This window comes from Burkholderia sp. AU6039 (assembly GCF_002223365.1).
Lineage (GTDB): Bacteria > Pseudomonadota > Gammaproteobacteria > Burkholderiales > Burkholderiaceae > Burkholderia.
This window is the reverse complement of the sequence record NZ_NKFK01000007.1, coordinates 748,447-760,988: the sequence shown is the minus strand read 5'-3', so window position 1 is coordinate 760,988 and position 12,542 is coordinate 748,447. Positions and strand designations below refer to the sequence as shown.

General features: G+C 67.4%; 8 protein-coding genes. 5 read left to right on the top strand and 3 right to left on the bottom strand.

Features of this window, described 5'->3' with window-relative positions; all coding sequences use genetic code 11:
• Positions 1-13: 13 nt before the first annotated feature.
• Positions 14-475: a hypothetical protein gene (locus CFB39_RS35400; protein WP_144030366.1), complete on the top strand. Its 462-nt coding sequence runs from the start codon at positions 14-16 to the stop codon at positions 473-475.
• Between the two features lie 131 nt (positions 476-606).
• Here the strand turns inward: CFB39_RS35400 and CFB39_RS35395 are convergent, their stop codons facing one another.
• The gene (locus CFB39_RS35395) at positions 607-2,307 is read right to left on the bottom strand and encodes a dihydroxyacetone kinase family protein (protein WP_089476457.1); all 1,701 of its coding nucleotides are present in this window, start codon (positions 2,305-2,307) and stop codon (positions 607-609) included.
• Between the two features lie 621 nt (positions 2,308-2,928).
• Between CFB39_RS35395 and CFB39_RS35390 the strand changes: the two genes are divergently transcribed.
• A complete protein-coding gene (locus CFB39_RS35390) occupies positions 2,929-5,202 on the top strand; it encodes a LamG-like jellyroll fold domain-containing protein (RefSeq protein WP_089476456.1) in 2,274 nt (757 codons plus the stop codon).
• A gap of 144 nt (positions 5,203-5,346) precedes the next feature.
• Entirely contained in the window at positions 5,347-7,593 is a 2,247-nt protein-coding gene (locus CFB39_RS35385) for a dockerin (protein ID WP_256991533.1), read from the top strand.
• Between the two features lie 251 nt (positions 7,594-7,844).
• Here CFB39_RS35385 and CFB39_RS35380 read toward each other — a convergent pair whose 3' ends face one another.
• Together CFB39_RS35380 and CFB39_RS35375 are read right to left on the bottom strand one after the other, a co-directional pair.
• Positions 7,845-8,945, bottom strand: coding sequence for a sigma-54-dependent Fis family transcriptional regulator (locus CFB39_RS35380; protein WP_089476454.1), 1,101 nt, complete (start codon positions 8,943-8,945; stop codon positions 7,845-7,847).
• Complete coding sequence (locus tag CFB39_RS35375) at positions 8,942-10,174, bottom strand: acyl-CoA dehydrogenase family protein (protein WP_373452758.1); 1,233 nt, start codon at positions 10,172-10,174, stop codon at positions 8,942-8,944. Before CFB39_RS35375 ends, CFB39_RS35380 begins: the two co-directional genes overlap by 4 nt.
• A gap of 615 nt (positions 10,175-10,789) precedes the next feature.
• Between CFB39_RS35375 and msuE the strand changes: the two genes are divergently transcribed.
• Both msuE and sfnG read left to right on the top strand, forming a co-directional pair.
• Entirely contained in the window at positions 10,790-11,350 is a 561-nt protein-coding gene (gene msuE, locus CFB39_RS35370) for an FMN reductase (RefSeq protein ID WP_069250299.1), read from the top strand.
• A gap of 36 nt (positions 11,351-11,386) precedes the next feature.
• Entirely contained in the window at positions 11,387-12,490 is a 1,104-nt protein-coding gene (gene sfnG / locus CFB39_RS35365) for a dimethylsulfone monooxygenase SfnG (protein ID WP_089476453.1), read from the top strand.
• The last annotated feature ends 52 nt before the right edge of the window (positions 12,491-12,542 follow it).

The window sequence follows — 12,542 nt, the reverse complement described above, 5'->3', positions numbered from 1 at the left end:
ACCCGGCCCACCCATGAAACCATCGACTTCCGCCACCGCGCCCGTTCGCCCGCCGATGGGCCGCGCCACGACCGTGTTGCTCGCGATCAGCGTGCTGTTCTATCTGGTCGCCATGTTCACCGCGCCGTTCCGCACCGGCGCGCCCGCTCCGCATCCATGGGCCGACGGCTGGCAGGTGCTGTTGACGGGCTGGATGGGCGTGCTCGTCGGTATCTATGCGTGGCTCGCGAATCCGCTCGTGTTCGCCGCCTGGCAGCTGACCGCGAAGCGCTACCGCGCGCAGGCGGTCGTGCTGGCCGGTCTGGCGTTGCTGTTCGGGATGAGCTTCCTGTCGCAGCACCAGATTGCCGTCGACGAAGCCGGGAACGTCGAACCCGTGCATCTCGACGCGATCGGCTATTGGTGCTGGCTCGCGAGTTTCGCCGTGGCGGCGGTTGGTGCGGCGTTGTTGCCCGGGCGGACGAAGACGGGCTGATTGATTGCGGATGGGCACAGAGGTGATGCCGCCCGACATCGTAACGATCCTCGACATCGGCACGTGACGCGGTGTGGCGTCTCGCGTGCCGATGCGTTGAAGGCGCGACACCGATGGCGCGCCTTCGACCCTCACCCGATGTGCGCCTGCAACGCACGCAGCCAATACGACACCGCGACCGCGCCGCCGTCCGGCGTGCCGATCGCGCGTTCGCCGAGATAGCTCGCGCGCCCGGCGCGCGGCGTCATGCGTGCGGTTTCCTGCGCGCCGTGCTCGGCGGCTTCGACTGCCGCGGCCCACGCGCTGGCGGGATCGCGATCGTTGTCGAGCGCACGCTCGAACGCCGCGACGGCCGGAACCAGCGCATCGAGCATCGTCCGGTCGCCGGCATGCGCGCCGCCCAGTTCGCTGATCGAATCCACCGCGCCGCGGAACGCCGCGGCCCAGTCACGCGCCGACGGCTCGGCGCTATCGGCCAGCCGGCGCGATGCGCGCAGCAGCGCGGTTGCATAGAACGGCCCCGAACTGCCGGCGATCGCGCGGCGCAACGCGGCGCCGAGCGCCGCGAGTGCGCCGGCCGGCGTGCCGTATGCGGTTTCCGGCAGCGCGAGGATCGCTTCCGCCGCGCGCAGCATGCTCGCGCCGAGATCGCCGTCGCCGGCCGCCGCATCGAGGTCCGTCAGCGTCTGCTCGTGATCGATCAGCGTCTGCGCGACCGCGTGCAGCGCCGGTTGCAGGCGCGCGGCCCACGCGCGGCCGGCCGCATCGAGCGGCGGCAACGGCGCTTCCTGCACGGCGGCCGAGGCCGTACGGATCTGCGTATTCACCGCGCCGCCGCCCGGCCATGCGCGCGCCTGCGTCGGCGCGTCGAGCAGCACCGCGCGTTCGTCGTTCAGCCGCAGCACCGAGATCGAGCAGCCGGGCATGTTCAGCGCCGACAGGAACGTGCCGGCCCACGCGCGTGCGACGACGAGGCCGCGCCGGTGCAGGTTGTCGTGCGCGGCGCGCAGCACGATCGCGAGCTCCATGTCCGGCGTCGCGCCGAGGCCGTTGACGAACAGCGCGACGCGTTCGCCGCGGTCGAGCACGAGATCGGCGACGATGCTCGACAGCAGCGTGTCGACCAGCGCATCGGCCGGCAGCGGTGCGCGACGTTCGACGCCTTTCTCGCCATGGATGCCGAGGCCGAGCTCGATCTCGTGATCGCCGAGGCTGAAGCCCGACTTGTCGGCGCCCGGGATCGTGCAGCCGTCGAGCGCGACGCCCATCGTGCCGAGTTCGGCCGCCGCGTCGCGCGCGATCGCTGCGACGCGGGCGAGCGGCAGCCCGCGCGCGGCGGCCGCGCCGGCGAGCTTGTGGATCAGCACGGTGCCGGCGATCCCGCGCCGCTGGCCGCGCTCGACGCGGCCGCGCAGCGATACGTCGTCGGCAACGATGACCGTCTCGACCGGAATGCCTTCGGCGCGCGCGAGTTCGGCGGCGAGCCCGAAATTGAGCCGGTCGCCGGTGTAGTTCTTCACGATCAGCAACGCGCCGTTCGGGCCGGCGGTGGCGCGGATCGCGGCGAGCACGGCGTCGGTGGACGGCGACGTGAACACTTCGCCGCAGACGGCCGCGCTCAGCATCCCTTCGCCGACATAGCCGCCGTGTGCGGGCTCGTGGCCGCTGCCGCCGCCGGAGAGGACGGCGACGGGGCGCTGCGCGGGCTCGGGCAGCGGCTGGCGGACGAGCACGTGCTCGTCGCCGAGGATCGCGACATGCGGCGACTGCCGCGCGATGCCTTCCAGCATTTCTCGCACGACATCGGACGGGCGGTTGACAAGCTTTTTCATGGCGACGGGTTCCGGACGGGTGAACGAGGCTCGGCCGGGCCCGCACGGGCGCCGGACGGCCTTTCGTGTTGCGCAGGATCGTGCGGGTGCTGTCGCCGGGGGCAGGCGGTCATGGAATGGATGACGTTCCGCACGGGCGAAGCGACGCGCACGCTTCGCGCCACGATACATCAGGTTCGGACGTTGATGTATGGAGTGCGGCGCACGCCCATGCATGTTGTGAGATGCGAGGCCTTTGGCCGCGCATTCCGAGCGAGGAACGAGATGCAAGTTCGGCCGCGGCCGTCAACGCCGAACTTCTATTGGCAGGCGGGTCGTCGGATTCGAGATGGCGTGCTCCGCCGTGAGCGCGCTACGGACAACAGATCATGCCCAGGCTCGACTTTGTTTTGTTCCATGGCGGTGCCCAGCCGCTTCGCGCATCCCTCAGTCCTTGCATCACCGATGTGTCAAGTGCGTGTCATGAGTGAATATGTTTTTTTTCGCTTGATTACCTCCCTATCGCACTGGATAGAATGCTACGCGTTCCTGATGAATACGGAATGGTTCGTACATTTTTGTCGCTTCGACCATAGCTAAAAAACTGGGGATCCCAACATGCGAGACAACGGAGCATCGACGATGCCATCCGAGGAAATCGTCCCACTCGGCGACATCGAGAATATTGCACGACGCCATTTCGTGATGGGGCTTGGTGCAGCGCTTCTGGCCGGATGCGGCGGCGACGGAAGCGACGTGGTGACAGGCGGTGAGCGACCATCGGCGAACGGCATCGGTCAGGCGTCCCGAGGTGCTCCGGCTCCGGACGGTATCGACGCAGGCGCGACGTCGGCAGGCATTGCCCAAACCCGCGCCTTCACGCATCCCGGGTTGCTGCATACCGACGCGGATTTCGAACGCATGCGCGCTAAAGTCGGGGCCCACGCTTCCCCGTGGATCGACAGCTGGAACGTGCTCGTCGCCAACGGTCACACGCGCCTCACGAACAAGCCGAATCCGCAGGTCGGCATCTATCGCGGCAATGATCCCACGCATGGTCAGAACTACGGCGCGCTCTACAACGACATCGCCGCCGCCTATGGCGACGCGCTGCGCTGGAAGGTGTCGGACGACAAACGCTATGCCGACAAAGCCGTCGAGTATCTGGACCAATGGGCGTCGACGCTGACGACGCTTGGCGGCAGCGACGTGGCGCTCGCCGCCGGCATCTACGGCTACGAGTTCGCCAACGCAGCCGAAATCATGCGCGGCTACAGCGGCTGGAGTCCGGCCGGGCTTGCCGCGTTTCAGGCCATGATGCGCAAGGTCTTCTACCCGGTCAGGCATGCTTTCCTGACCCGTATCGACACCGCGATGGACACGCACTACTGGGCCAACTGGGGCCTCGCCAACATCGCGTGCGTTCTGGCCATCGGCGTGCTGTGCGACGATGCCGAGCTCGTCAACGAGGCCGTCACCCATTTCAAGACCGGCGGCAGTAACGGCTGCATCCGGCAAGCCGTGTACTACCTGCACCCCGGCAACCTCGGGCAATGGCAGGAAGCCGGCCGGGACCAGGGCCATAGCACGCTCGGCATTGCATTGACGGGCGCCATTTGCGAGATGGCGTGGAATCAGGGCATCGACCTGTACGGCCATGACAACAATCGCTTCCTGGCGGGCGCGGAATACGTGGCCAAGGCCAACCTGAAGCAGGCGGACGGCGCGTTCTACACGGTGCCTTTCGTCACGTACCAGAACAGCGCCGGCGTCACCCAGACGCAGTTCTCCACCGGTGGGCGAGGCGACGCCCTGGGGCGGCCCTGCTGGGCATTGGTGGCCAACCATTACATCAACCGCAAAGGTCTGGCGGCGCCTTACACCAAGCGCGCTGCCGAACTGGTGGCACCGGAAGGCGGCGGCGGCAACTACGGCCCCAACAGTGGCGGCTTCGATCAGCTTGGCTACGGCACGCTCACTTGCACGCTCGACCCCGGCACCCCCGCCGCAACGCCGACCGGCCTGACCGGCTACGCGAGCGCGGGCAAGGTGGTGCTGTCGTGGTGGGGCAGCAGCAACGCCGTCAGCTACAACGTGAAGCGCGCCACCATTGCCGGCGGGCCGTACAAAGCCATCCAGAGCGGGATCACCGATCTGCTGACCTATACCGATCTGCCAGCCGCTGCCGGCACGTATTTTTACGTCGTGACAGCGCAAACGATTGCGGGCGAATCGGCGTTCTCCAACGAAGTGAAAGTGATCACGGCGCAGCAGCTGCTCGCGCACCTCACGTTTGATGAAGGCAGCGGCATCACGGCCGCCGATAGCTCGGGCAACAGGCGCAATGGCACGCTCAACGGCGCAACGTGGGCGGCCGGGCACAACGGTAACGCGGTCTCGCTCAACGGCTCGGGCGCGTATGTCGCGTTGCCCGACGATCTGCTGGTCGACGTGTCGGACTTCACCCTCGCCAGCTGGGTGTTCTGGAACGGCGCGCAAACGTGGGCACGCCTGTTCGACTTCGGCACGGGCTTCCACCGCTACATGATGTTCACTCCGCGCGGGCAGTTGCGCAACGGCTGGGCCGGCATGCGCTTCGCCATGACGGCCAACGGCCCCGGTGACGGCTCGCCGGAACAGATCATCGACGCCCCCACCGAGCTGCCGAGCAAGCGATGGGTGCATGTGGCCGTCACGCTATCGGGTTCGACCGGCACGATCTACGTGGACGGCACGCCCGTCAGCACCAACACGGCGATGTTCCAGGCGCCGTTCCGCTTGGGCAGTACCACGCAGAACTGGCTGGGCAAATCGCAATACAGTGCCGACGCCACGTTCCACGGCCTGATCGACGATTTCCGCATCTATCGCGGTGCGCTCAGCGCTGCGCAGATTGCGTCGCTCATGGCGAATTGATTGCGCGGGCCCGATGGCGGGCCCTGCGATGGACCGCTTTCCTAAGGACTTCTGATGACCGTGTTTTCTCAACGATGGATTGCCGTTGCGGCGATGGCGTGTGCGTTATGGGGCTGTGGTGACGGATCCGATAGCACGACAGGTGTGACCCATTCGGGCGCCAATGCAGCCGCCAATCGTAGCCAGATCGGCGGAAATGGCAGCGGCAGCAACCTGCCGGCGGCCAGCTGGACCAGCGTCAAGTGGGGCGGCGGCGGCTATGTGACCGGCCTGATCTACCATCCCGTCAACGCGAGCCTGCTGTACGCACGTACCGACGTTGGCGGCGCGTACCGCTGGAACGCGACCAACTCGACGTGGACGCCCATCACCGACGGCATCGGTTTCGGCTCGGGCGAGGGCGATTTCCACGGCGTCGAAAGCCTCGCGCTCGACCCGAACAACGATCAGCTCGTCTACATGGTGACCGGCATTACCGTGACGCAGGGTCACAACGGCCGCATCTACATCTCGAGCAACCGCGGCGATACCTGGACGCACTACGACCTGCCGTTCCCGGTGGGCGGCAACGACAACGGCCGCGCCACGGGCGAGCGCCTGCAGGTCGACCCGAACAATCCGTCGACGCTGTTCTACGGATCGCGCACGGCCGGCCTGTGGAAGAGTGCCGATTCGGGCCGCACCTGGGCGCAGGTCACGGGTCTGTCCTCCACCACGATCAGCGGCGGCAGTTCCCCGATCGGCGTCGAACAGGTGATCTTCGATACGTCGGGCAAGGGGAGTGGCCAGCCGACCTGGATCATGTGGGCCACCGTCGCCCCGGATTACGCCAACGCGGCGGGCCTGACGTCGACCCTGTACAAGTCCACCAACGGCGGCTTCTCGTGGACGCCGGTGCCCGTCCCGCCGACGGTGTCCGGCTACTACATCCCGCACGCCGTGCGCACGTCCGACGGCAACTTCTACGTGGTGTTCAACGCGGGCGTCGGCCAGGGCATCGGCGGGCCGAGCTCTCTCTACAAGTTCGGCGGAAGCAACGACAGCAACTGGACGCTGCTCAACCGCTCCAGCAGCAACGGCTTTGGCGGCCTGTCCGTCTCCGGTCTGGGCGCGTCCGCCCGCATCGCATTGGGCATGACCGGCTGGAGCGACACCAGCAAGACCATCCAGCTATCCGACGACGGCGGCAGTACGTGGCGCGAGATCGAGGCCGGCATGCCGCATATCGGCACTGCCTCGGGTGGCTGCGCCGGCTGGGTCGAGAGCGTCGCCATCGACCCGGCCAATCGCGATCACGTCATGCACGTCCACGGCGGCGGCATCTGCGAAACCATGAACGCCTCGTCGCCCACGCCAACCTGGCGCGCCAAGGTCGACAACCTCGAGGAAACCGTGACGCTGGCGCTCGTCACGGCGCCGCCCGGTGCGTCGTACAAGTTCATCAACAGCGCCGGCGACATCGGCACGTGGGTCAATACGGATCTCACGACGAGGCCGACGAAAGGCCCGTTGAGCACGTGGAGCAGCGGCAATTCGGCCGACATGTCGTGGTCCGATCCGACGTACATCGCCGCCGCGGGCGTCGACAACGCCAACGGCCATGCGACCAAGGGCTTCTGGTCCGGCGACAGCGGCAATAGCTGGTCGACGTTCGCGTCGCTGCCCATCGGCGCCGCGGCAAGCCAGAGCAACGTGGGCAACCTGGTCGTCTCGTCCCGCAACAACGTGACCTGGGCACCGCCGGACTCGGTGCCGTCGTACACGACAAACAATGGCGCCAGCTGGACGGCGACCAACCTGCCGGCGTTCAGTGCCACATGGAACGGCTTCCCGCGTGCCTACCGCCTGGCCGCGGACCGCAAGAACCCGAACAAGGTCTATGCCTACGACTCCGGCGGCGCACCGTGGAGCTGGCAGCGCGGCAAGATCTACGTCTCGAACGACGGCGGCCACACGTTCGCGCTGAGCCAGGGCTCGGTGAACGCGAACCTGGCCTGGAATTCGTGGCGGGATACGTCGATGGCGGTCAATCCGAACGCCGAGGGTGACCTCTGGCTGGCCGACGGCACGGCCGTGTACCACTCGGTGGACTCGGGGGCGACCTGGACGAAGCTCGGCGTCTTTGCGTCGACCAATGGCACCCCGGGCGCCACCGTGATCGCGTTGGGCAGGGCACCGACCGGTTCGTCGTACTCGGCCGCGGTCTATGTGGAAGGCACATTGAACGGCGTCTGGGGCATTTACCATTCCGACGACGGGGGTGCAACGTGGGCGCGCTTCAACGATGACGCGCACCAATTCGGCGATTCCGCCGTGATGGCCGGCGACTGGAACACGTATGGCAGGATTTACGTCAACGGCGCCGCTCGCGGTCTGATCTATAGCAATTGAAGTTGATCGACCGTAAGGGGGCCATTCTCGACGGCTATGTCACGGCGCGCTGACCAACGAGCATGGGTGTCCACCGATTGGGGAGGTGGGCACCTGTGGCCGACAAAGACGCTGCGTTGATCGTTTGCCGCTACGGTACGATCGCCTGCTCAAGCTCTGGATCGCGCCGCGATACATCAGGTTTGAACGTTGATGCACATAACGCTGCGCGATCGCGCCGGAGCCGGGCAGCGGTGCGCCCCCATACGCGGCTACTTCATCGCCGCAATTTCCTTCGCGCGAATCAACCGCGCCCGCAGCACGTTGCGGCTGATGCCGAGCAGCCGTGCGGCCTGGATCTGGTTGCGGTGGCTGAATTCGAACGCGACGCGCATCACGGTGTCCTCGATGCGTTCGAACAGGTTGCCGTGATCCTCGTCGAACAGGTCGCGCAGCGCGCGTTCGAGTGCGGCTTGTGCGCCGGTGGCCGGGTCGGGTTCCGGCGTTGACGTACTCGAGGCGGCCGTCGGCACACCCGGCGACGCGATATGCAGATCGGCCTCCTGCAGCGAGTCGTTCCGGCTCACGAGCAACGCATGATGGATCACGTTCTCGAGTTCGCGGATGTTGCCCGGCCAGCTGTGTGCCTCGAGCCGGCGCTCGGCGCGCGGGTCGATGCTGCGCGGCCCGTAGCCGAGGCGGCTGCGGTAGTCGTCGAAGAAGTGGCGTGCGAGCGGCAGGATGTCGCCCGGGCGTTCGCGCAGCGTCGGCACCGCGAGCTGCACGACGTTGAGCCGGTAAAACAGGTCGCCGCGAAACTGCCCGTTCGCGACGGCTTGCTGCAGATCCACGTTGGTCGCGGCAACCACGCGCACGTCGATCGGCACGCCGGTGCGCGAACCGAGCCGCACGACCTCGCGCTCCTGCAGCACGCGCAGCAGCTTGACCTGCATCGACAGCGGCAGGTCGCCGATCTCGTCGAGAAACAGCGTGCCGCCGTTCGCGGCCTCGAACCAGCCGGGCTTCGCGCTGAACGCGCCGGTAAACGCGCCTTTCTCGTGACCGTACAGTTCGCTCTCGACGAGCGTCTCGGAGAAGGCGCCGCAGTTCACCGCGATGAACGGCCCGCTGCTGCGGCGGCTGAGGCCATGCACGTGGCGCGCGATCAGTTCCTTGCCGGTGCCGGTCTCGCCGACGATCAGCACGTTCGCATCGCTCGGCGCGACCAGGCGAATCCGGTCGAGCAGCGCGACCGAGCGCGGATCGACGAACACCTGCGCGCGGGCACGAATGGATGTTGCGAGCGCGGGGCGGTCGGGCAGCGTGAGGACGGGCGCGGCGTCGGGCCACGCATCGGTAGGGGTGTGGTTCACGAGTAGAAGCCCGGTGTCGGATAGGTTCGCTTGAGCGCCCATTCGCCGATCTCGCGAATCTTGTACGCGAGCGGATCGTGGAGCGTGTGGGTGCGCAGGTTGCGCCAGTGCCGGTCGAGCCGCAGCGCGCCGTGCGTCGCGCGTGCGCCGGCGACGTCGAACATCCGCGTGCAGAGATCGAGCCCGGTGCGCGCGGCCGACACCTTCGCGGCGGCCGTGGCGAGCGCGACCTGGCCGCGCTCCGCCTGGGTGAGCGCCGCATCGCGGGACCATGCGGCGTCGAGCCGGTCCGCCGCGCGGTCGGCGAGCACGCGCGCGGCTTCGAGCCCGACCCAGAATTCGCCGTACTGGCCGAGGATGTACGGATCGTCGCCGGTGCTCGCGACCTGCGCGCCGGGCCACGGCCGCGCCTCGTGCAGCGTGTAGTGCCGCGCGTCGTTGAACGCGGCTTCGGCGATGCCGAGATACACGTTCGTCAGCACGAGCTGCGCGACGAGCGGGCGCAGGCACGCGAACGGCGTCGACAGCGGGCCGGGGTCCGTCAGCAGTTCGTGATCCTCGACGCGCACCTTCTCGAACGTGACCGTGCCGCTGTCGGTCTGGCGCTGGCCGATGTTGTTCCAGTCGTCGGCGATCGAGATGCCGCTGCGCTGCGTCGGCACGGCCGCGATCAGGAATGCGCGCGTCTGCGCATCGTGCGCGGACGCGATCAGCATCTGTGAATCGAGCGCCCCCGAGCAAAAACTCTTCTGGCCGCTGAATTCATGCCACGCGCCGCGCGAGCGGCTTACTGTGCGCGCGTCGAGCGGATTCAGCGCATTGCCCCAGAACCACTGCTGGCGCGCGGTGCGCTCGAACCACGATTCCCACTGCGCGGGTGCGCCGAACAGCCGCACGGTCGCGAGCATCAAGTGGTGGAAACCGAACACGTGCGCGAGCGAACTGTCGGCGGCCGCGAGCACGCGGACGACGTCGAGTGTCGTGCGCCAGCTCGCGCCGAGGCCGCCGTAGGCGGCCGGGATGCTCAGCGCGAGCAGGCCGCTGTCGCGCAGCTGATCGCGCTCGGCCTTCGGCGTGCCGCCCTGCTGGTCGCGCTCGGCCGCGGTGCGTGCAAAGCCGGTTGCCAGGCGCTCGGCGGTTTGCAACGCGTCAGGGGGCGCCGGTTCGTCGCGGGGCGGCGCGACGACGCGCAGGCCTTCCGCGCGGGGCGATACGGAAATGGGTGTCATGGCGATGAATGTGTCGGGTTGCCGCACGAAAACGCTCAGGCCGCGGCGGGCGTTGCTGGCCGGGTGCTGCGTGATCAGCAGAGTGTTCAACGTTTCGCGCAACGCGGGAAACATCGATTTCTGATAACCAATGCGGGATTGCTGCGCTGGACGCAGTCGCGCACGGCAAGGTCGCGCGGCACGGCGATCGGCGGCACGCAAAGCGACGATGCAGCAGCCATGCCGGCGCTGCTGCAAGGGTGGGAGGCGTCGCGCCGGCGCGTGAACGGGAAAAGCGGGCGCCCATGCCTGCCGATGGATGCCGTGCGCCTGCCGGAATCCGTGTCGAAGCGGAAAAACCTGCCTGCCGCACACCGTGCTGCTGATCACGCAGCAGCGCAGCAGCAGCGTTGTTTCCCCGAGTTCATCGCGCTGCGGAATATGGTTGTGACGCCATGGCTGGCACGCTTATCGACGTGCGCGAACAACGGCGGCGCCTCGACTGGCGGTCGATCGCGATGCATTTCGTCATGCAGACGATCGGTTTCCGTCTCGATCGTTGAAATGGCACGCTCCTTGCTGACCCAAGACGTGACGGGTGCGTCGGCACCCGACTCGACAATGGGAATGCAACCGATGAGCAATGCAATCAACGTGGTCGCGATATCGGGCGGCCTGCAGCGGCCGTCGCGCACGCTGGCGCTGACCGACGCGATCGTCGCAGCGCTCGGCGCCGCGCTGCCGATCGAAACACGGCTGATCGAACTCGGCGAGATCGGCGGCCGGCTGGCCGGCGCGCTGACGCGCGCGCAGGTGCCGGCCGACCTCGACGCGCAGATCCGCGCGATCGAGACGGCGGATGCGCTCGTCGTCGCGAGCCCCGTGTATCGCGCGTCGTACACGGGCCTCTTCAAGCACCTGTTCGATCTCGTGCATCACGAAGCGCTGATCGACGTGCCCGTGCTGCTCGCGGCCACCGGCGGCAGCGAGCGTCATGCGCTCGTGATCGACCATCAGCTCCGTCCGCTGTTCAGCTTCTTCCAGGCCCGCACGCTGCCGATCGGCGTGTATGCGTCCGAAAGCGATTTCGACCAGTACCAGATCACGAACCCGGCGCTGCGCGCGCGTATCGCGCTCGCCGTCGATCGCGCGGTGCCGCAATTGCGCCCGCATGCGCTTTCCGTCGCGGCCGCGTAGGCCGCCTGCGTTTTCTTTTCCGACCAGGACACACTCATGAGCCATCCCGACCCTTCCGCCGACGGCGTCAAGTTCGCCTACTGGGTGCCGAACGTCAGCGGCGGCCTCGTCGTCAGCACGATCGAGCAGCGCACCGACTGGAGCCTCGAATACAACCAGCAGCTCGCGCGCACGGCCGAGGCGGCCGGCTTCGACTACGCGCTGAGCCAGATCCGCTTCACGGCCGGCTACGGCGCCGAATACCAGCACGAGTCGGTGTCGTTCAGCCAGGCGCTGCTGCATGCGACGACGAAGCTCAAGGTGCTCGCCGCGATCCTGCCGGGGCCGTGGCATCCGGCCGTGGTCGCGAAGCAGCTCGCGACGATCGACCACATCTCGAACGGGCGCATCGCGATCAACGTGGTGAGCGGCTGGTTCAAGGGCGAATTCACCGCGATCGGCGAGCCGTGGCTCGAGCACGACGAACGCTATCGGCGCTCGAAGGAATTCATCCAGGCGCTGAAGGGCATCTGGACGCAGGACAACTTCACGTTCAAGGGCGACTTCTACCGCTTCAACGACTACACGCTGAGCCCGAAGCCGGTGCAGAAGCCCCACCCGGAGATTTTCCAGGGCGGCAGCTCGCGGGCGGCGCGCGACAACGCGGCGAGCGTGTCGGACTGGTACTTCACGAACGGCAATACGCCGGAGAACCTGAAGACGCAGATCGACGACATCCGCGCGAAGGCGGCGGCGAACAATCATCGCGTGCGCATCGGCGTCAACGCGTTCGTGATCGCGCGCGATACCGAGGAAGAGGCGAAGGCCGTGCTCGACGACATCATCCGGCACGCGCACGTCGAGGCCGTGCACGCGTTCGGCGACGCGGTGAAGCAGGCCGGCAAGGCATCGCCCGAAGGCGAGGGCAACTGGGCGAAGTCGACGTTCGAGGATCTCGTGCAGTACAACGACGGCTTCCGCACGAACCTGATCGGCACGCCGCAGCAGATCGCCGAGCGCATCGTCGCGCTGAAGGCGATCGGCGTCGATCTGGTGCTCGCGGGGTTCCTGCATTTCATCGAGGAAGTCGAGTACTTCGGCCAACGCGTGCTGCCGCTCGTGCGCGAACTCGAGGCGCAGCGGCAGGCGGTTGCCGCGTGATGCGGAGGCCGGTGCGCGGCGCGCGTTCACGCATGCCGTGCGCGGGCCGATC

Excerpts from the sequence above, each read along its gene's own strand:
- CFB39_RS35390 (WP_089476456.1), top strand. The coding sequence starts at position 2,929 with ATGCCATCCGAGGAAATCGTCCCACTCGGCGACATCGAGAATATTGCA.
- CFB39_RS35395 (WP_089476457.1), bottom strand. The coding sequence starts at position 2,307 with ATGAAAAAGCTTGTCAACCGCCCGTCCGATGTCGTGCGAGAAATGCTG.
- msuE (WP_069250299.1), top strand. The coding sequence starts at position 10,790 with ATGAGCAATGCAATCAACGTGGTCGCGATATCGGGCGGCCTGCAGCGG.
- CFB39_RS35400 (WP_144030366.1), top strand. The coding sequence starts at position 14 with ATGAAACCATCGACTTCCGCCACCGCGCCCGTTCGCCCGCCGATGGGC.
- sfnG (WP_089476453.1), top strand. The coding sequence starts at position 11,387 with ATGAGCCATCCCGACCCTTCCGCCGACGGCGTCAAGTTCGCCTACTGG.
- CFB39_RS35375 (WP_373452758.1), bottom strand. The coding sequence starts at position 10,174 with ATGACACCCATTTCCGTATCGCCCCGCGCGGAAGGCCTGCGCGTCGTC.